Here is a 20,606-nt window from a genome sequence, read left to right on the forward strand (position 1 = left end):
TTAATGGACCTCGACCACAGAGCCCTGCAAACGCTGCAAGGCATCGTTGACCGCGTCCGGCATCAGCTGGCGCAGGCAGTTGTAATGGCCGAAACGGCAGGTGCGATCGAAGCAAGGGCTGCAATCGAGACCCAGGCGGACGATTTCCACATGCTCGGCCAGCGGCGGGGTGAAACCCGGCGAGGTCGAACCGTAGACCGCCACCAACGGGCGATTGAGCGCAGCGGCCACGTGCATCAGACCGGAATCGTTCGAGACCACCGAGTCGGCGCAGGACATCAGGTCGATGGCCTCGGCCAGCGAAGTGCCGCCACTGAGATTCACGGACTCTTCGCGCAGGCCCGGAATCAGCCGCGCGCGAATGTCTTCGCCCACCGCGTGATCGTTCTTCGAACCGAACAGCCAGACCTGCCAGCCTTCACGGATGCGCGCCTCGGCGACCTTGGCGTAATGCTCGGACGGCCAGCGTTTGGCTTCACCGAATTCGGCGCCGGGGCACAGCACCAGCACCGGGCGGTCGAGGGTCAGGCCGAACTTGGCCAATGCGGCCTCGCGGGTCACCGGATCGATCTGCAGGCTCGGGCGCGGATAAGGTTTTGGCAGCTCGGCGTTCGGCTCGTAAGCCAGCGCCATGAAACGCTCGATCATCAGCGGATAACGTTCTTTATCCAGCGTGCGCACGTCATTGAGCAGGCCGTAGCGGAATTCGCCGCGCCAGCCGGTGCGTTTCGGGATGCCGGCGAAGAACGGCACCAGCGCCGACTTCAACGAGTTCGGCAGCAGGATCGCCTGGTCGTACTGGCCGGCCAGGGATTTGCCGATCCGCCGACGGGTCGCCAGCTCCAGCGCGCCGTGGCCGAGCGGGAAGCTCAAGGCCTTGCGCACTTCGGGCATGCGTTCGAGGATCGGCCGGCTCCACTCCGGGGCCAGCACGTCGATTTCGCACTGCGGGTGGCGCTGCTTGAGACACTGAAACAGTGTCTGCGCCATCACCATGTCACCGACCCAACTGGGCCCAACGATCAGAATATTCATGTGGTTTCCATAAACGAACCGGGGAGGCTTCACGCCTCCCCGTCTCGAGAATCAGCTTAGCCCCAGCTCACGCCAGATCCGCATCACCTGCCGCCGTTCGTCCGCGAACTGATCGCCCGGTATCACCCCGGCGTCCTTCTGCAAGGCCTGCCGGTGGGCGGCGGAACGATAGGCCTTGTAGGCCTCGCGCAACAGGCTGGCGTCTTCGGCCGGCATCAGCCCTTCGTGCTCCAGCTCTTCCAGAATGCGGATATTGTCCGTCCAGCGCAGCAACGGCGGGTGGGTCTGCGACCACGCCAGGGCCGCGTATTGCACCATAAATTCAATATCGACGATACCTCCGGCGTCCTGCTTGAGGTCGAACGGCGCCGTGGCCTCGAAGGCATTCGCCCCGGTGCCGGCGGCGGTGCTCTTGCTCCCGAGGTTGTCGCGCATCTTGGCGCGCATCTCGCTCACTTCCTGTTGCAGTTTCGCCAGATCCCGAGCCTTGCCCAGCACCTGGGCCCGCACGCTCTCGAACGCCTGGCCGACATCCTGGCTGCCCACCAGCACCCGCGCCCGCACCAGGGCCTGATGTTCCCAGGTCCAGGCTTCATTTTCCTGATAGCGCGCAAACGCGCCGAGCGAACTGACCAGCAGCCCGGACGCCCCGGACGGACGCAGGCGCATGTCCACTTCGTACAGCTGGCCGGAGTTGGTCTGCGCCGTCAGCAAGTGAATGATCCGCTGGCCGAGCCGGGTGAAAAACTGCGTGCCATCGATGGGTTTCGGGCCATCGGTTTCGGCCTGCTGATCGCCATCGTGGATGAACACCAGATCCAGATCCGAACCATGCCCCAACTCGATCCCGCCGACTTTCCCATAACCGACAATGATGAAGCCGGGATCGCACAGCGTGCCATCGGTGCGCAGCGGCGTGCCGTATTTGGCCACGGTCTGGCGCCAGGCCAGGGCCAGCACTTGCTCAAGAATTGCTTCGGCCAGCCAGGTCAGGTAATCGCTGACTTTCATCAATGGCAGGCTGCCGGCGATTTCCGAGGCAGCGACCCGCAAGCGGTGCGCCAGTTTGAAATGGCGCAGGGCTTCCATCTGTTGTTCGAGGTCGTCCTCCGGGATCCGCGTCAGGCGCTCGCGCAATTCGGCAGCCAGTTCCGGTGCCAGCGGCGGCTTGAACAGCCGGCCTTCGTTGAGCAGTTCATCGAGCAGCAGCGGGAAACGGGTGATCTGCTCGGCGATCCACGGGCTGGCGGCGCACAGCGTCAGCAAACGCCGCAGCGCGCCGGGGTTTTCCGTCAGCAACACCAGATAAGCCGAACGCCGGGCCACCGCCTCGACCAGCGGCAGCACCCGCTCCAGCACCAGATCGGGATTTTCGTGCTCCACCGCCTGAGCCAGCAGGCGCGGAATAAAGGCATCGAGACGTTCGCGCCCCAGACGCTGCATCGCTCGCAACTGCGGGCTGGCACGCAGGCTCGCCAATGCCTTCAAGGCCTTGGTCGCGTCGGCGAAACCGCCCTCCTCCAACTGGCGACAGGCCGCCTCTTCGTCCTGCGCCTCTTCCCACAGCGGCAGCCATTCTCCGCCGACCACCACTTCACTCTCGGCGCCCTCGTCCTCATCGGGATCGGCGATCACTTGCGCGAAGTGCCAGGCCACCCGGCCGCGCCAGAACATCAGCTTCTCGTGGAACGCTTCCCAGTCGGCGAAACCGAGCATGAACGCGATTCGCGCCTGATCCTGAGCGCTGTCCGGGAGCATCTGGGTCTGGCGGTCGGCAATCGCCTGGATCGCGTGTTCGGTGTAACGCAGGAATTCGTAGCCTTCGCGCAGCTCGCTGATGACCGCTGGCGGCAGATAGCCCTGCCCTTCGAGCGTGCTCAACACCTTTAATAGAGGGCGCTGTTGCAGACTCAGGTCGCGACCACCGTGAATCAATTGAAAAGCCTGGGCGATGAACTCGACTTCACGGATACCGCCAGAGCCCAGCTTGATGTTGTCGGCCATGCCCTTGCGCCGCACTTCCTGCTGGATCAGCTGCTTCATGGTGCGCAGCGCTTCGATCGCCGAGAAGTCCAGATAGCGCCGGTACACGAACGGCCGCAGCATTTCCTGCAACTGCTCGCCCGCCACCTGATCGCCAGCCACCACCCGCGACTTGATCATCGCGTAGCGTTCCCAGTCGCGGCCCTGATCCTGGTAATACTGCTCCAGCGCATTGAAGCTCAGCACCAGCGCGCCGGACGAGCCGTACGGGCGCAGACGCATGTCGACACGGAACACGAAACCGTCGACGGTGATCGGGTCGAGGGCCTTGATCAGGCGCTGGCCGAGACGAATGAAGAATTCCTGGTTGTCCAGCGGGCGCTTCACGCCGACGGTTTCGCCGCCCTCGGGGTAGGCGAAGATCAGGTCGATGTCCGACGACAGGTTCAGCTCGACCGCGCCGAGCTTGCCCATGCCGAGGATGACCATTTGCTGTGGTTCGCCGCTGCGCCGGCCGGTCGGCGTGCCGAACTGCTCGCAATGGCGGCGGTACAACCATTGATAGGCCTGATCGATGCTGGCGTCGGCCATGTCCGAGAGATCGCGGCAAGTCTGCACCAGATCGGCCTGACGGTTGAGGTCGCGCCAGATGATCCGCACCTGATGCCGGGCGCGCTGACGGCGCAGGACGCGGCCCAATTCGTCTTCGGTCTGCGCGGTGGCGACCGCATCCGCCATCTGCCCGCACAACTCACCGGGAGCGAATGCCCGGTCGAGTTCGCCGGACTGCACCAGCGACAACAACATCAAAGGGTCACGAACGCTCTGTTCAATGACGAAATCGCTGGCGGCGCTGACGCGGGCGAACTGCGCCCAGCGTTCCGGCGTCCAGGACGAGAAGCCGTGATCGTCTTCCAGTTGTGCGACGGCCGCACGGAACGACTGCTCCGATCGGCTGACCAACGGCAGGAGAATGGCGGGCAGTTCGGCAAGCGCGGGCAGGGTCATGGTCTATCCTTGATCGGCGTGTAAATGGCCGCTTGTAGTGATGAATGAAAAACCGCTACGCGAAGGACTGTCGAACAAAAGTGAGAAATAGCTGAAATTTCTTTTTCTTTGGCAGCCAGCATCAAACTTTCACCTTTTTCGGATGGCTAAAGACCAACCTTAACGATTATTCTCACAACGCAGCTGGAGGCCACAAGCCTTTCATCTGTAGTTTTACTACTCGTCTATACATTCGAGAGGCTGAAATGCCGGATGATTTGTAGTAAAACTACACGCCGCCGGAACAACCTGTCGGCAATCCAAGAATTTTAAATCGTCTGCCCACAAGGCCAGTCGCAAACTCAGGCAACCGATTCTGGAAGCCTTTCCGCCCTGGAGCAAGCCATGCAAGACCTCGATCCCGTCGAAACCCAGGAATGGCTGGACGCCCTGGAATCGGTTCTCGACAAAGAAGGCGAAGACCGTGCTCACTATCTGATGACCCGTATGGGTGAACTGGCAACCCGCAGCGGTTCGCAGCTCCCTTACGCCATCACCACGCCTTACCGCAACACGATCCCCGTTACCCACGAAGCACGCATGCCTGGCGACCTGTTCATGGAACGCCGCATTCGCTCGCTGGTACGCTGGAACGCGATGGCCATGGTAATGCGTACGAACCTGAAAGATTCTGACCTGGGTGGTCACATCTCCAGCTTCGCTTCCAGTGCGACCCTGTACGACATCGGCTTCAACTACTTCTTCCAGGCCCCGACCGACGAACACGGCGGCGACCTGATCTACTTCCAGGGCCACACCTCGCCAGGCGTCTACGCCCGCGCATTCATGGAAGGCCGCATCACCGAAGACCAGATGAACAACTTCCGCCAGGAAGTCGACGGTCAGGGCCTGTCGTCCTACCCGCACCCTTGGCTGATGCCTGACTTCTGGCAGTTCCCGACCGTATCCATGGGTCTGGGCCCGATCCAGGCGATCTACCAGGCACGCTTCATGAAGTACCTGGAACACCGCGGCTTCATCCAGCCGGGCAAACAGAAAGTCTGGTGCTTCCTGGGCGACGGCGAGTGCGACGAGCCGGAATCCCTGGGCGCGATCTCCCTGGCCGGCCGCGAGAAGCTGGACAACCTGATCTTCGTCATCAACTGCAACCTGCAACGCCTCGACGGCCCGGTTCGCGGCAACGGCAAGATCATCCAGGAACTCGAAGGCGTGTTCCGCGGTGCTCAGTGGAACGTGACCAAAGTCATCTGGGGCCGTTTCTGGGACCCACTGCTGGCCAAAGACGTCAACGGCATCCTGCAACGTCGCATGGACGAAGTCATCGACGGCGAGTACCAGAACTACAAAGCCAAAGACGGCGCGTTCGTGCGTGAACACTTCTTCAACACGCCAGAACTCAAGGCGATGGTTGCTGATCTGTCCGACGACGAGATCTGGAAACTCAACCGTGGCGGCCACGACCCGTACAAGGTCTACGCGGCGTACCACGAAGCGGTCAACCACAAAGAACAACCGACCGTCATCCTGGCCAAGACCATCAAGGGTTACGGTACCGGTGCGGGCGAAGCGAAGAACACCGCGCACAACACCAAGAAAGTCGACGTCGACAGCCTGAAGCTGTTCCGCGACCGCTTCGACATCCCGGTGAAAGACGAAGAGCTGGAAAACCTGCCGTTCTTCAAGCCGGAGCCAAACAGCGCCGAAGCCCGTTACCTGGCCGAGCGTCGTGCCGCACTGGGCGGTTTCGTGCCTCAGCGTCGCGCCCAGAGCTTCAGCGTACCGACTCCGGATCTGGACACCCTCAAGGCAATCCTCGATGGTTCCGGCGACCGTGAAATTTCCACCACCATGGCGTTCGTGCGAATCCTCGCGCAACTGGTCAAGGACAAGGAAATCGGCCCGCGCATCGTTCCGATCATCCCGGACGAAGCCCGTACCTTCGGTATGGAAGGCATGTTCCGTCAGTTGGGCATCTACTCGTCCGTCGGCCAGCTCTACGAGCCAGTCGATAAAGACCAGGTGATGTTCTACAAGGAAGACCAGAAAGGTCAGATCCTTGAAGAAGGCATCAACGAAGCAGGCGCCATGAGCTCCTTCATCGCCGCCGGTACTTCGTACTCCAGCCACAACCAGCCAATGCTGCCGTTCTACATCTTCTACTCGATGTTCGGCTTCCAGCGTATCGGCGACCTGGCATGGGCCGCTGGCGACAGCCGTACCCGTGGCTTCCTGATCGGCGGCACCGCCGGCCGTACCACCCTGAACGGTGAAGGCCTGCAGCACGAAGACGGTCACAGCCACCTGCTGGCTGCCACCATCCCGAACTGCCGCACCTACGATCCGACCTACGGCTACGAGCTGGCGGTGATCATTCAGGACGGCATGAAGAAGATGACCGAAGAGCAACAGGACATCTTCTATTACATCACCGTGATGAACGAGTCCTACCAGCAGCCAGCCATGCCGGCCGGTGCCGAAGAAGGCATCAAGAAAGGCATGTACCTGCTCGAAGAAGACACCCGCGATGCGGCGCACCACGTACAGCTGATGGGCTCCGGCACCATCCTGCGTGAAGTCCGTGAAGCGGCGAAGATCCTGCGTGAAGAGTTCAACATCGGCGCCGATGTGTGGAGCGTCACCAGCTTCAACGAACTGCGTCGCGACGGCCTGGCCGTAGAGCGCAGCAACCGTCTGAAACCTGGCCAGAAGCCTAAGCGCAGCTACGTCGAAGAATGCCTGAGCGGCCGTAAGGGTCCGGTCATCGCATCGACCGACTACATGAAGCTGTTCGCCGAGCAGATCCGTCAGTGGGTACCGTCCAAGGAATTCAAAGTCCTGGGCACCGACGGTTTCGGCCGCAGCGACAGCCGCAAGAAACTGCGTCATTTCTTCGAAGTCGACCGTCATTTCGTGGTGTTGGCAGCCCTGGAAGCACTGGCTGACCGTGGTGATATCGAACCTAAAGTCGTGGCCGAGGCCATTACCAAGTTCGGCATCGACCCGGAAAAACGCAACCCACTGGACTGCTGAGGAGAAACTCTGTGAGCGAACTCATTCGCGTACCTGACATCGGCAGCGGTGAAGGTGAAGTAATCGAACTGTTTGTGAAGGTCGGCGACCGTATCGAAGCCGACCAGAGCATCCTGACTCTGGAATCGGACAAGGCCAGCATGGAAGTGCCGGCCCCGAAAGCCGGCGTCATCAAGAGCCTGAAAGTGAAGCTGGGCGATCGCCTGAAAGAAGGCGACGAACTGCTGGAGCTGGAAGTCGAGGGCGCCGCGCAAGCGGCCCCTGCTCCGGCTGCTGCGCCTGCCGCCAAGGCCGAAGCTGCGCCTGCACCGGCTGCGCCAGCCGCAGCTCCGGCTGCCGCTTCGGTTCAGCAAGTGCACGTGCCGGACATCGGTTCGTCGGGCAAGGCCCAGATCATCGAGATCCAGGTCAAGGTCGGCGACACCGTCGAGGCTGATCAGTCGCTGATCACCCTGGAATCCGACAAGGCGAGCATGGAAATCCCGTCGCCTGCCGCTGGCGTGGTCAAGGCCATCAGCGTCAAGTTGAACGACGAAGTCGGCACCGGCGACCTGATCCTGGACCTGGAAGTGGCGGGTGCTGCCGCCCCTGCTGCGGCCGCTCCGGCTCAGGCTGCTGCTCCGGCCGCTGCTGCTCCAGCACCTGCCGCCGCGCCAGCTGCACCGGTTGCCGACAGCGTTCAGGACATCCACGTTCCGGACATCGGTTCGGCCGGCAAGGCCAAGATCATCGAAGTGCTGGTCAAGGCTGGCGACAGCGTTGAAGCCGACCAGTCGCTGATCACTCTGGAATCCGACAAGGCGAGCATGGAAATCCCGTCGCCTGCCGCTGGCGTGGTGGAAAGCGTTTCCATCAAGCTGGACGACGAAGTCGGCACCGGCGATCTGATCCTCAAGCTGAAAGTCAAAGGCGCCGCCCCGGCTGCTGCCCCGGCTCCAGCTGCCGCTGCTGCTCCGAGTGCTCCGGCGCCAGCCGCTGCTCCGGCTGCCGCTGCACCTGCTGCCGCTCCGGTTGCTGCTCCAGCCAAGCCTGGTGCGAAAGTTCACGCCGGCCCTGCCGTGCGTCAACTGGCTCGCGAGTTCGGCGTCGAGCTGAGCGCTGTCGGCGCCAGCGGTCCGCACGGTCGCATCCTGAAAGAAGACGTGCAGACGTACGTCAAAGCCATGATGCAGAAGGCCAAGGAAGCACCGGCCGCTGCCGCTGGCGCAACCGGTGGCGCGGGCATTCCGCCGATTCCGGTCGTCGACTTCAGCCGTTTCGGCGAAATCGAAGAAGTGCCGATGACCCGCCTGATGCAGGTCGGCGCCGCCAACCTGCACCGCAGCTGGCTGAACGTGCCGCACGTGACGCAATTCGACTCGGCGGATATCACCGAGCTGGAAGCGTTCCGCACCGCACAGAAAGCTGTCGCAGAGAAGGCCGGCGTCAAGCTGACCATCCTGCCGCTGCTGCTCAAGTCCTGCGCACACCTGCTCAAGGAACTGCCGGACTTCAACAGCTCGCTGGCACCAAGCGGCAAGGCTATCATCCGCAAGAAATACGTGAACATCGGCTTCGCCGTCGACACCCCGGATGGCCTGCTGGTACCGGTCATCAAGAACGTCGACCAGAAGAGCCTGCTGCAACTGGCCGCCGAGGCTGCTTCCCTGGCTGAAAAAGCCCGGACCAAGAAGCTCTCGTCGGACGAGATGCAAGGCGCCTGCTTCACCATTTCCAGCCTCGGTCACATTGGCGGCACCGGCTTCACGCCGATCGTCAACGCGCCGGAAGTGGCGATCCTCGGTGTTTCCAAGGCAACCATCCAGCCAGTCTGGGACGGCAAAGCCTTCCAGCCGAAACTGATGCTGCCACTGTCGCTGTCTTACGATCACCGTGTGATCAACGGCGCCGCTGCTGCACGCTTCACCAAGCGTCTGAGCGACCTGCTGGCGGACATCCGCACCATTCTGCTGTAAAGCGTTCGGCCCTCCGGCAACGGAGGGCCGACTGCGTTCCACGTTTTCGAGCGCCACACGCTCGTACCTCAACCCCGTCAGTTTGGCGGGGCTTTTTTTTGCCTGAAATAACTGTCGCCCGAACTTTTCCCACAACTTGCGCTGATATAGGCCACGACTCGAGTCCACTTTATGTTGATATTTTTTAGCACCAGGCAACTAACCTTGGCGCACTGAAGTTACACCAACAAACCGGGAAACTTTATTAATTACCAACACTTATTCGAATGGATTCGAACATGCTTAAACCTACTGTCGGCCCGATCATTGGCCACACATCAACTAATCAGGCGCGGATATTTATTCGTGGCGGACTGCAACATAATGCGTCCGTATTTGCCGGCATTCGTTACCGGCCACTGGATTCGAAACAATGGCAACCCGCCCAGTTTGTCAAACTTGATTCAACCCGCGACATGACGGAAGTATTCGTAATCGATCATCTGAAGGCAGACACCGAATACGAATACCAGACCGGCTGGTTCAGCCCGATGAGTCCCGTCCACACCATCCACAGCGTGGCGGAGTTGCCGCTGCAATGGCCACGGGAGATTTACCGCCTGCGCACCCGCAGCAGCCAGCCTTTGCAGCCGCGCGCTTACATCCTCGGCTCCTGCCGTTACCTGCGCATGACCGCCGGCGTCCCGGTGCTCCCGCATCTGGGCGACCGGATCTTCGCGTCCATCAGCCAGTTGATCGAGGGTGCACAACCGGCAATCAGCGCAATCATGATGTGTGGCGATCAGATCTACGCCGACGACTTGAACCTGTTCGCCCCGGATCGCGACTATGACGAGTTCATTGCAAAGTATCGCGCGGCGTTTTCCCTGCCTAATATTCGACGACTGATGTCGGAGACTTCGACTTACATGATTCTTGATGATCATGAAATAGAAGATAACTGGCCGATGAACGCCAACGAGTCCGATGAAACTCTCTATCGCAATGCAATGGCGACTTACGATATTTATCAAGCGAGTCACAGTCCGATCTGTTCAACAACAACCAGCGGAACAATTGATCGCACGACACTGAAGCACTATTGGTATCAATTCACCGATGGCGATATTGAATGGTTTGTGACGGACAGTCGAACTCGCCGCAACTTGTCGAATGACAACCGGCGCATCCTCGATGAAGAACAGGAACAGGCGCTGTGCAAGTGGTTGATCAATAGCCCGGCGCGGGTCAAGTTCGTGGTCACCAGCGTCATGTTCTACCCCGACCGCAAAATGAACGGCGATGATGCCTGGGCGGGCTTCCCCGAACAGCGTCTGCGCCTGCTGGAAACCATCCGCCAGCATCGGATCAGGAACGTCGTGTTCATTTCCGGTGATGTGCATGGCTCGCTGACTGCACGCCTGACACACAGCGAAGACCCAGAGTTTGAAGTGCACACGGTCGTTTCCTCACCGCTGAGCAACAGCAAACTGCTGCCCTACGCCACCGCCGCGACCTTCACGCTCGACCAGGCGCTGGCGCAAACCGAGTCAGGCGAATACCGGCACGAACTGACCAGCGAGGTCGTCAGCCAGGACAACTTCGCGCACATGGTGGTTGAAGCCGGGCGAATCCAGGTCAACTATCACGATCGGGATGGCAGGCACCTGCAATCCATCGATATTCCGTTGCGATAAATCCAGCGGTACGAACGTTCCGGATGCCGGAAGGCTCTGGAACGGCCATTTTCACGCTTGGTAGCATTAGTTTCCGGCGGGTGCTGGAGAAATGTTCACTGCAGCCGACATATTCTTATAGCACTTGGCCTTCATGTCTCTTGTCAGTCAGTGCCGCAATGATGCAACCTTGCCGCAGGCAACAGTAAAGAGGGCGCGAGCCCGGCGCGTTCAGCAAATTTCCAAGCGAGTTCCCTTCATGAAGAGCCAACCCGATGCCGCCAGCCGTATGGTGGCCGAGGTAGTGACGCAGTTGCCTGTGCCCTCGCGGCTCGGCATGCTGCGTTTCGAGCGCTTGAATGAAGCCAGTTGGGCCATGTTGTTTCTCGATCCCAACTGTGAACGCCAGTTCGGCCAGCCCGCCGTCGAACTCTGCGCTCTGGTCGGCTCGCCCTATGCCAGCCTGATGGAACCCGAAGCGCGTTATCAACTGCACGACGCGATCCAGCAACAACTCGGCCACAGCCCGCATTATCTGGTGCGCTACACCCTGCACACCGCCGCCGGTGCGCTGAGCATTCTCGAACTCGGTGAAGCCTACAGACAGCACAACCGCCACTTGCTGCGCGGTTACCTGCTGGCGGTCGACAACGTGTTCGACGAAGCACCGACGCTGCCGTCAGTCGACCTGGAAACCCAGAATTCACGCCTGCAAATCGCCCTTGAGCTCAATCAGCGTGCCCAGCAGGAACAACTGCAGCATCTGGAGCGGGTGCGCGCCCAGCAGGACCTGATCCTGTTGCTGGCCCGCCAGCGCTACAGCAGCCAGAACTCCCTGCAGGAAGCTGCCGAGCTGATCACCCGCTGCGCCTGCGATATCTACGAAATCGACTGTGCCAGCCTGTGGAACCTCGAAGGCCAGAAGCTGGTGCCGATTTCGGCCTACCACCGCGCCACCCAGGAATACATCCTGCCGGAGGTGATCGACGTCAGCGGCTTCCCCGATTACATGGAAGCCCTGCACGGCAGCCGCGCCATAGACGCGCACAACGCGATGCGCGACCCGCGTACCCGGGAAATGGCCGAAGCCCTGCGCCCGCGCGACGTCAACGCCATGCTCGACGCCAGCATCCGCGTCGACGGCCAGGTGGTCGGCGTGTTGTGCCTGGAGCAGACCGGCGTCACCCGCGCCTGGCAGTCCGACGAAATCGCCTTTGCCGGTGAACTCGCCGACCAGTTCGCCCAGGTCATCAACAACCACAACCGCCGTACCGCCACCAGCGCCCTGCACCTGTTCCAGCGCGCGGTCGAGCAGAGTGCCAACGCCTTCTTGCTGGTCAACTGCGACGGCGTGGTCGAGTACGTCAACCCGAGCTTCACCGCGATCACCCAGTACACCACCGAGGAAGTCCACGGCCAGCGCCTGTCGGAGTTGCCAGCCCTGGAAAACTTAAGCGAGCTGCTGTTCGACGCGCCGTCGGCGCTGGCCAAGAGCAACAGCTGGCAAGGCGAATTCAAGAGCCGCCGCAAGAACCTCGAACCCTACTGGGGCCAACTGTCGATCTCCAAGGTCTACGGCGACAACCGTGAGCTGACGCATTACATCGGCATCTACGAAGACATCACCCAGACCAAGCTGGCGCAGCAGCGCATCGAGCGCCTGGCGTATACCGACAACCTGACCAACCTCGGTAACCGGCCTGCATTTATCCGCAATCTGGATGAACGCTTCGCCCGGGATAGCGATACCCCGATCAGCCTGCTGCTGGTGGACATCGACAACTTCAAGCGGATCAACGATAGCCTCGGCCACCAGACCGGCGACAAACTGTTGATCAGCCTGGCCCGGCGCCTGCGCAACAGCCTGAGCCCGAGCGGCAGTCTGGCGCGGTTCGCCAGTAACGAATTCGCGGTATTGCTCGACGACACTGACCTTGCCACCGGGCAGCAGATCGCCAACCAATTGCTGGCGACGCTGGATAAACCGATGTTCGTCGACAACCAGTTGATCAGCGTCACCGGCTCCGTGGGCCTGGCCTGCGCGCCACTGCACGGCCGCGACCCGCAGACCCTGATGCGCAACGCCGGCCTCGCTCTGCACAAGGCCAAGGCCAACGGCAAACATCAGGTGCAGGTGTTCACCGAAGCGCTGAACGCCGAGGCCAGCTATAAGCTGTTCGTCGAGAACAACCTGCGCCGCGCCCTGACCCAAAACGAGCTGGACGTGTTCTACCAGCCCAAGCTGTGCCTGCGCAGCGGTCGTCTGCTGGGCATGGAAGCGCTGCTGCGCTGGAATCACCCGGAGCGCGGCATGATCCGCCCGGACCAGTTCATCAGCGTCGCCGAAGAAACCGGTCTGATCATTCCGATCGGCAAGTGGATCGCCCGCCAGGCCTGCCGCATGGGCAAAGCGCTGACCGCTGCGGGCATGGGCAATCTGCAGGTGGCGATCAACCTGTCGCCCAAACAGTTCTCCGACCCGGATCTGGTGGCCTCGATCGCCAACATCCTCAAGGAAGAAGCGCTGCCGGCCAATCTGCTGGAGCTGGAACTGACCGAAGGCCTGCTGCTGGAAGCGACCGAAGACACGCACTTGCAGCTCGACCAGCTCAAGCGTCTGGGCCTGACCCTGGCCATGGACGACTTCGGCACCGGTTACTCGTCGCTCAGCTACCTGAAAAAATTCCCGATCGACATCATCAAGATCGATCGCAGCTTCATCCATGAAATCCCGGACAACCAGGACGACATGGAAATCACCTCCGCCGTGATCGCCATGGCCCACAACCTGAAACTCAAGGTCGTGGCCGAAGGCATCGAGACCGCCGAGCAGCTGGCGTTCCTGCGCCGGCACCGCTGCGACGTCGGCCAGGGCTACCTGTTCGACCGGCCAATTCCGGGCGGCGAGCTGATCCAGGCGCTCAAGCGCTACCCGCGCGGTCCGCTCTCTCTGTAACCCACAGGACACTATCCGCACATTTTGCCTGGTGATTAACCGGGCATCATTGGGCACACTGTGGGTCAGCTTATAGACATCCCATCCTGACTGAGAGGAACGATCATGGTTCTGCGCTCGGAAATTCTGGTGAACAAAAACGTGCTACCGACTAAAGAACAAGCTCTGCCTGGCCGCGAAACCCCAATGGCCCTGCCTGAAAAACACTTTGTTTTCACCGAAACGCCGTTGCTTGGCCCGTTCTTTCAGGACGTCGACTTCGCGATCTTCGGCCTGGGCTGCTTCTGGGGTGCCGAGCGCCGCTTCTGGCAGCGCGAAGGCGTGGTCAGCACCGTGGTCGGTTACGCCGGCGGTTACACGCCAAACCCGACCTACGAAGAAGTCTGCTCGGGCCTGACCGGCCATGCTGAAGTGGTGCTGGTGGTGTTCGACAAGGCCAAGGTCAGCTACGAAGAGCTGCTGGCGATGTTCTGGGAACTGCACAACCCGACGCAGGGCATGCGCCAGGGCAATGACATCGGCACCCAGTACCGTTCGGTGATCTACGCGACCCATCCGGAGCAACTGGAGGCGGCGTTGAAGAGCAAGGCTGTTTATCAGGCGGAATTGTCGAAGGCGGGTCTGGGTGAAATCAGCACCGAGATTGAACAGGCGCCGACCGTTTACTTCGCCGAGGCCTATCACCAGCAGTATCTGGCGAAAAATCCGGAAGGCTACTGCGGGATTGGCGGCACGGGCGTTTGCATGCCACCGAGTCTGGCGGGTAACTGACCACCTCGACTGATCGCGGCCACTGATCGTTCCCACGCTCCGCGTGGGAATGCAGCCCGGGACGCTCCGCGTCCCAATAGCGGACGCAGAGCGTCCATTGAGGCATTCCCACGCGGACGGTTCGACGCCTCGACGTGGGAACGATCATTGACGGTTGATCAGCTTTCGGCGATCAACCAGTCCATCTGCCACCCACCCTGGGTCTGCCCAAGTTTCCTGGACAGCCACGGCAGCAGCTCACGCAATTCTTCCTCCAGCCCCCACGGCGGATTGGCAATCGCCAGCCCGGAGCCGTTCAGGCTGTTCGGCGTATCCAGCGGATGCACCAGCAGCTCGACCCGCAACAACTTCGGCGCACCGGTGCCGGCCAGATCCTGATAGAAACGACGCAATGCGCGCTGATCCTTCACCGGATACCAGATCGCCGCGACGGTCTGGCGCATCCGGCCGATGGCCTCTTTCATCGACGCCGCACAACGCTGCATTTCATCGAGCTGTTCGAACGGCGGATCAATCAGCATCACCGCGCGTTTCTCCTGCACCGGCAACATCGCCCGGGCGACATGCCAGCCCTCGCCCAGATGCACTTTGACCCGACGATCACCGGCCATGTTGTCCTTGAGCAGGACGCCGTCTTCGGGGTGCTTCTCGTTGAGCATCACCCGATCCTGGGAACGAGTCAGACGCCGCGCCAGCTCCGGCGAACCCGGGTAATAACGCAACTGGCCATCCGGGTTCATCTCGTGCAGCACTTTCATGTAGTCGGCAGTCAGCGCCGGCAGATCCGGCTGATCCCACAACCGCGCGATGCCTTCCAGGTACTCGCCGGTACGGTTGGCCTGATCGCCCTGCAGGTCATACAGACCGATGCCGGCATGGCTGTCGAGATAGGCAAACGGCTGCTCCTTGCGTGACATCAGGGCGATGAGGCGGGTCAAGGTCAGGTGTTTGAACACATCGGCGTGATTGCCGGCATGGAAGGCGTGACGATAATTCATGGCTGCTCCTGCGAGGGCCGTGAAGTTTACCTTTTACCGGGCGGCAAGTCAGGGGCTCGCAGCTGAGTGGCGTGCCGCTGCACTAATGATCGTTCCCACGCTCTGCGTGGGAATGCAGCCCGTGACGCTCCGCGTCCATGGGGTATCAGCCCCAATTGCGGTGGACGCCTGGAACGCGGTGCATCCCTGGAGGCATTCCCACGTAGACGGTTTGACGCCTCGACGTGGGAACGATCGAGTCAGGACGGTATGGCGTGTAGGCGTTTGCCAATCACATCCAAGACATCACAGCCGTCACGCAGCGGAATTACGCAGAGTTGGGCGAAGTCGCTGAGGATGACCGAGTCGCACTCGACCGAGCCGCGCATGCACATGTTTTCCAGGACCTGAATCACGGCGCGGATGCGGTAGTTGGCGGCGTCCATCAGGATGTCGAGCGGGGCGTGGGTGTCGATGAACAGGGTGGGCATGTCGTTGCAGTTGCTGGTCAGCGCCATGAGGCGGTTGTCGGGGTGGGGGATGAAGGGTTCGTAGGGTGGATCTGGATGAAGCGTGCTCATTGTTTAATCCTCTGGTAGTGAAAGAGGCGCACACCGTTTCCCTCCTACAGGATTGGGTGGCAGCCATGCGCGGGGTAGGAGGACTGAGACCAGAGCACTCAGCCACGCCGAAGCGTGCCCGCGCATAACCGCCGCAAAAGATCTTACGGTCGAGCGAAGACTGCCGCAAATCGGGCAACGACGCTTATGCACTGCTCTGAAATCAGGGCTCCTACGCCCTGTCTCCACACTTGCGGAGACAACCAAAGACTATCCCCGCACCACCTCGCCCACCAGTTCACGCAAACCGCCGCAACTCGCAGGAAACGTCCGAAGCCTTTGCCCGGAAATTTCACTCTGACTCGTCCCGCAAGTAGTCCAGCAATGCCGAAGCCGACGATTCGTCCGACGCTGAAACCGCAAAAAACCTGACAACCTTGCAGCGCAAGACATCGGCGGGAAGCGCCTCGAACAACGCCGGTTGTTCCTCGCTCAACCACTGCAAGGCATTGTTGATTCGGGCATCACTACCGAATTGCGCCAGCAGCTTTTCCGGCACCGACCACCAGGGAAACTCCCGACCCGAGACCCGCGCCCTGCCCCCGATCTCGACGGCCTGACCGTTGATCAAGCCTCGCGTGAGAACCGGCAGCAATTGCCCGGCATCCACCTCGGACGACTCAAGGATCGGCAACAAAAACCGCCCATCCCAAAAGCGGAAGAACACCGCTTTCCCGTCCGGCATCAGCACCTGGGTCAAACTGCGAAAGTGCTCGACCACCGCCTCAAGCCCCGCCGAAGAAACCGCCAGCCAACCCCAGTCGCGAGACTCCGTGGTCGCCACCCAATCCAGAAACTCACTGCCCGCGTCGACGATTCCCACGTAGGGCATCACCGCATCCCACTCGGTATAGATCGTATCCGCCCAAACAGGGCTAGGTGCCGACGCAAACTTCGAGCGTTGCCAAACTTTGAACGGCTCGGCGATGCTCGCATTGCAGAAGATGGCGAAGAGTTGTTCAGCACTGTCAAGGGGGTGGGTTTGAAGCCAATTTCTAACAGAATCGTCTCTCATAAACCTATAACTGCCAGTCATTCAATTTCATTCAATCCACCCCATAAAGTTCGTAACCAATAAAAAAACAACCATCACTACGAAACTTCCAAATGCCGATAAATACACAAAGCGAATCAAACGCAACAAACCCTTCGGAAAATTCAGTAAGTCACTCCCATCCAAAGCCCCCCCCTTGATTGCCCGGGATGGCAGGAGCAGGTACGAGCCTATGCACGCCAACATGAAATAAGCACCCAAAACCCCACCACTCAGAGGCTTACGCACTGACACGCCTTGCGAATTACTGAGAAAACGAAAAATCGCCTCCTTTCTGAATAGAGCCAGATAGACCTGACCGACAACAGATATGAAAGCAAGACCAAAGAACACTCCGCCAAAAGTCAAAACGAACCAGATTTCATCAGCCTTCGTCATGTGCCGACTCCCTCATAAATGACCTCACCAACCTTTTCACCCAAAATCTCGCCACCCACTCCCCCTCCAAAAGTTCCAGCCCCGACCAGAACCAATGAGCAAAGCACCCCACCTGTTCCTGCAGTACCCAGGCCAATGCCAACGCATACAAGAGAGCCCGCGATACCACCACCGAGGCTTCCCCCAAATGCACCGGCAAATTTCGCCGTCTCGGTGAACTTCACTTTCCTGCAAGCTTCCTCCGTACCTAGCCGGCAAGTCTCCCTGACCTTTAACCCCGAAGCCGTCGCCCCCAGACCAACCCCAACCCAACCACCTAACTTGATCACCTTGCTGGCCTTACTTACGCCTTGAATATGCGTTGCGTATCCGGGAATCTCACCCGCAATACCAGCCTTGCTCCAATGGTGAACGAGACTCCGGCTGGAAATACCCAACGTTTTTTTCAGGTTTGGATGATCGGGCAAACCAGCCGTTTTACGCACTAGCGGGCTAAGACTGCCATCCAGCTGCGCCATCAACTTTTTGCGCTTGGAAAAGAAATCAGCGCCCTGAAGCTTTCCGTGTTTATCAAAGGTTTGCTTATGCAGTATCTCCAGCTCTGCCAGCGTCTTGCCAAGATTGTCCAGATGATTACTGAACATCGCCGAGCCGATCCCCACGGCCGTCGAACCCTGAGATAAAAACGACTGAATCTCACCGTGATGTCGAACCATAAACTCAGCCTCCGCATCACTCATTGGCGTCAGCGCCGCATCAACCTTCTGCGCCGCCTCCATCAACAACGCTTCTTCGCGCGTGCACTGCGTATTACGTGGATCACTCAGGACAATAAGTTGACCGGGTTTTGCGTATTGCGTGAGTTGTGGATTAAGACTGCGGAATTTATCCAGCACGGCAGGATCCGGCTGCGGGAACAACGTTGATTCAAGCGCTGCCCGAGACATTCCCTGTTCAACAATATGAAAGCCCGGCTCAACGCCGGAAGGCGTCGGCCGGGCCGAGGGCTTTGGGGAGTCGGTCAAGCTACTCGGGGGCAGAGTCGGAGTTGGGCACACACCGTCCTTGCAGCGCTCGCATTCTTCGCAGAACGGCGCGTCACCTTTAAGGCTCATGATTTGCGCGGCAGTCAGAATCGCAGCCGGGGCCGCCACCAGCTTCTCCGGTAACCCCGGCACTGTCGGCGCAGCGCTCATCGCCGCCATCGGCGCACCACCCACAACAATCGGCACGCTGCTGAAGATCCCGCCGGGGCCGATGTTGATCCACTGCCCGCCCGCCTGAATCGTCGCGCTCGCCCCGCCGTCGATCACCACTTGCTGACCGGCGCTGACGTGGAATTGAGCACTGGCGTTGATCGCCTGATTGCTCACGCGGATGTGCCGATCGCCGGTCACCGTTAGGTGATCGTCCTGCTTCACCTCGGTCTGGCGCTGGCCGTGGGTGATGCGCTGCTCATCGGCTTTCAGCTCATGTTTCGCCAGACCGGTCACGACAACGCTGCGCTGGTTATCCACCTGAACCTGTTGATCATTCAACACATGCTGCGTCCAGTTTCGCTGGGCGCGCAGGTAGATTTCCTCGGCGCCCTTGCGATCTTCGATACGCAATTCGTTGTAGCCCCCACCACCGGGACTACTCTGGCTGCGGAAAATACTGCGGGTCTTGTCGGCCGGCAGATCCAGCGGCACCGGCGTCGCTGCGTTCGGCAGGCAACCCATGACCAGCGGTTTGTCGGCGTCGGAATCGATGAACCCCACCAGCACTTCCATGCCGACCCGCGGAATCAGCACGCTGCCATAACGATCATGGGCCCAGCCGCTGGCGACCCGCAGCCAGCAGCTGGAATGCTCATTGAGCTCACCGTCGCGATCCCAGGCCAGTTGCACCTTGACCCGGCCATACTCGTCGCAATGGATTTCACTGTCTTTCGGGCCGGTGACCACGGCCGGTTGATAGCCGAGCATCCGTGGTTTTTCCGGGCCCATCGGCGGGCGGAAGAACACGTCCCACGGCGTGGCGAGAAAGGTATTACGGTAGCCCTGGAAGTCATCACCGTCGCTGGTGACCGATTCCTCCAGCACTTGCGGCTGTCGGCCATGGTGTTCGATAGCGGTCAGCAGCCAGAGGTCATTCAAGTCCTGGCGCGGATGCTCGGTCAATTGCAGGAAATGTCCACTGACCAAGGCAGATTGATCGCTGCGCCCCTCGGCCTGACGGTAGTCGGCGACATGCCGCTCAAGGGTGCGCTGGGTCAGTTGCTTGCCGGTTTCGCGCTCGGTGAACTGGCCGGGAAAGTGGTAATCCTCCAGCACCGGGCGCTGCTCGCTTTCGGCGCGACTTTGCAGCGCCAGCCGGGGTTTGGTGAAGTCGTAATCACGCCGGGTGACCACACTGGTGCGGGTTTCCACTCGAACGGTGAAGCGCTTGATCGCCGGCGCCGCCGCAGCCATGCCACTGCCCGGCAGGTACAGCGTCGGCTCGGCCAGACGGGGGAATACCGTTTGATCGTCGCCGAATACGAGTAGATGCCCATCGGGACTGTGCTGAAAATGGAAATGAATGCCGACTTCGGCACACAGCCGCTGGATGAACGCCAGATCGCTCTCGGCGTACTGCACGCAATATTCACGCGCCGGGTAATCACTGCCGAGGCGAAATTCAAAGGCATCGCGCAGGATCGCGTGATCCTTGAGGATCTGCGTCACGATCTGCGGCACGCTCTGATGCTGGAAAATTCGCTGATTGATCCGGTGACCCAAATAGGCCAGACGCGGAACAAGACTGACGTGATAGCGGGTCAGACGCTTGCCGGAATCCCCCTGCCCAACCCGATAGATCTGACCGTGGATACCGGAACCGTCTTCATCAAAACTCAGAAAAGCCTGACAGTGCAGCAGGCTTTCCAGATCCAGGTCCGGCCGCTCACTGACCAGCTCCAGGTCAAAGCGGAAGGGTTGGCTGATGGCTTCCTTGCCCGTGAACTCAAGGACTTTGAGGTCAAACTGGGCGCCTTCGACGGTCAACGTGAAACGCGGTTGATTGGCAGGCGCGAACATCCGATGTCTCTCTGCAGATTGAGGGCGGGCGATTCTGCATGAGGGGCAAGGGATGCAGGTTGGGTGACTGAAAAATCAGATTTTCCCTACTTGAAACTTCGATCTCCCCTTCAAGAATCGGCGCA

12 protein-coding genes and 1 pseudogene are annotated in these 20,606 nt (G+C 60.4%); 5 read left to right on the plus strand and 8 right to left on the minus strand.

The window, feature by feature from the left end:
* From waaF to CAF80_RS29095, 3 genes are read right to left on the minus strand one after another with little or no spacing between them, the layout of a single operon-like run.
* Window positions 1-1,035, minus strand: coding sequence for a lipopolysaccharide heptosyltransferase II (gene waaF / locus CAF80_RS17700; RefSeq protein WP_039766536.1), 1,035 nt, complete (start codon window positions 1,033-1,035; stop codon window positions 1-3).
* A 51-nt stretch (window positions 1,036-1,086) separates the two neighbouring features.
* A complete protein-coding gene (gene glnE / locus CAF80_RS17705; protein ID WP_085667709.1) occupies window positions 1,087-4,026 on the minus strand; it encodes a bifunctional [glutamate--ammonia ligase]-adenylyl-L-tyrosine phosphorylase/[glutamate--ammonia-ligase] adenylyltransferase in 2,940 nt (979 codons plus the stop codon).
* Entirely contained in the window at window positions 4,023-4,148 is a 126-nt protein-coding gene (locus CAF80_RS29095; RefSeq protein WP_256574488.1) for a hypothetical protein, read from the minus strand. Before CAF80_RS29095 ends, glnE begins: the two co-directional genes overlap by 4 nt.
* A 262-nt stretch (window positions 4,149-4,410) precedes the next feature.
* Between CAF80_RS29095 and aceE the strand changes: the two genes are divergently transcribed.
* The 5 genes from aceE (at window position 4,411) to msrA (ending at window position 14,393) form a co-directional block, all read left to right on the plus strand.
* Window positions 4,411-7,056 (plus strand): pyruvate dehydrogenase (acetyl-transferring), homodimeric type, encoded by a 2,646-nt coding sequence (aceE, locus tag CAF80_RS17710; RefSeq protein ID WP_085667708.1) that lies wholly within the window; start codon window positions 4,411-4,413, stop codon window positions 7,054-7,056.
* Between the two features lie 11 nt (window positions 7,057-7,067).
* Window positions 7,068-9,011, plus strand: coding sequence for a dihydrolipoyllysine-residue acetyltransferase (gene aceF / locus CAF80_RS17715; RefSeq protein WP_085667707.1), 1,944 nt, complete (start codon window positions 7,068-7,070; stop codon window positions 9,009-9,011).
* Window positions 9,012-9,289: 278 nt separating this feature from the next.
* Window positions 9,290-10,687, plus strand: coding sequence for an alkaline phosphatase D family protein (locus tag CAF80_RS17720; protein ID WP_085667706.1), 1,398 nt, complete (start codon window positions 9,290-9,292; stop codon window positions 10,685-10,687).
* 238 nt (window positions 10,688-10,925) lie between these two features.
* Window positions 10,926-13,622 (plus strand): bifunctional diguanylate cyclase/phosphodiesterase, encoded by a 2,697-nt coding sequence (locus tag CAF80_RS17725; RefSeq protein WP_085667705.1) that lies wholly within the window; start codon window positions 10,926-10,928, stop codon window positions 13,620-13,622.
* Between the two features lie 105 nt (window positions 13,623-13,727).
* Window positions 13,728-14,393, plus strand: a complete 666-nt coding sequence (gene msrA / locus CAF80_RS17730) for a peptide-methionine (S)-S-oxide reductase MsrA (protein WP_074689601.1) — start codon at window positions 13,728-13,730, stop codon at window positions 14,391-14,393.
* Between the two features lie 158 nt (window positions 14,394-14,551).
* Here the strand turns inward: msrA and CAF80_RS17735 are convergent, their stop codons facing one another.
* The 5 genes and pseudogenes from CAF80_RS17735 to CAF80_RS17755 form a co-directional block, all read right to left on the minus strand.
* Window positions 14,552-15,391: a 23S rRNA (adenine(2030)-N(6))-methyltransferase RlmJ gene (locus CAF80_RS17735; protein ID WP_074689600.1), complete on the minus strand. Its 840-nt coding sequence runs from the start codon at window positions 15,389-15,391 to the stop codon at window positions 14,552-14,554.
* 239 nt (window positions 15,392-15,630) lie between these two features.
* Complete coding sequence (locus CAF80_RS17740; RefSeq protein ID WP_074689599.1) at window positions 15,631-15,951, minus strand: hypothetical protein; 321 nt, start codon at window positions 15,949-15,951, stop codon at window positions 15,631-15,633.
* Window positions 15,952-16,282: 331 nt separating this feature from the next.
* Window positions 16,283-17,026 (minus strand): DUF4123 domain-containing protein, encoded by a 744-nt coding sequence (locus CAF80_RS17745; RefSeq protein ID WP_371855304.1) that lies wholly within the window; start codon window positions 17,024-17,026, stop codon window positions 16,283-16,285.
* Between the two features lie 6 nt (window positions 17,027-17,032).
* The gene (locus CAF80_RS17750) at window positions 17,033-17,422 is read right to left on the minus strand and encodes a hypothetical protein (protein WP_074689598.1); all 390 of its coding nucleotides are present in this window, start codon (window positions 17,420-17,422) and stop codon (window positions 17,033-17,035) included.
* Window positions 17,423-18,474: 1,052 nt separating this feature from the next.
* Window positions 18,475-20,481: pseudogene (locus CAF80_RS17755) on the minus strand (type VI secretion system tip protein VgrG); the annotation flags it as partial.
* Between the last annotated feature and the right edge of the window lie 125 nt (window positions 20,482-20,606).

It is taken from the genome of Pseudomonas sp. B34(2017) (genome assembly GCF_002112915.1).
GTDB lineage: Bacteria > Pseudomonadota > Gammaproteobacteria > Pseudomonadales > Pseudomonadaceae > Aquipseudomonas > Aquipseudomonas pharyngis.